This window comes from Lactobacillus gallinarum DSM 10532 = JCM 2011 (genome assembly GCF_001434975.1).
In the GTDB taxonomy this organism is placed as follows: domain Bacteria; phylum Bacillota; class Bacilli; order Lactobacillales; family Lactobacillaceae; genus Lactobacillus; species Lactobacillus gallinarum.
In genome coordinates this window covers 1-312 of the sequence record NZ_AZEL01000076.1, presented here as the reverse complement: position 1 = coordinate 312, position 312 = coordinate 1, and the positions used below count along the sequence as shown (strand labels likewise).

General features: G+C 33.7%; 1 protein-coding gene. It reads left to right on the top strand.

Features of this window, described 5'->3' with window-relative positions; genetic code table 11:
• Positions 1-34: 34 nt before the first annotated feature.
• Positions 35-312 (top strand): hypothetical protein (locus FC37_RS09040; protein ID WP_156400680.1); only part of this gene is annotated, 278 nt, incomplete at its 3' end.

Here is a 312-nt window from a genome sequence, read left to right as displayed (position 1 = left end):
TAAAATTATTCAGATTTAAAAATGAGGTTTAGAAATGAATAGGTATCATTATAATTTAGGAAAGTCAGTTTTTATTTGTAGTTCGGCTATTTTAGGCTTATGGCTAGGTGCAAATACAACAACTAACAATGTACAAGCTGAAACAACAACCGAAGAGCCAACTAGTCAACAAATTAGCAAGGCTACTCAAACCTCAACTTCTAACTTAAATCAAGCTGATAAAGAGGAATCGAAAGCTTTACCAACAGCACAAACAGCTACACCAGTAACTCAAACTGAAAATCAGACAAATTCTACGGAAGATAAACCAGA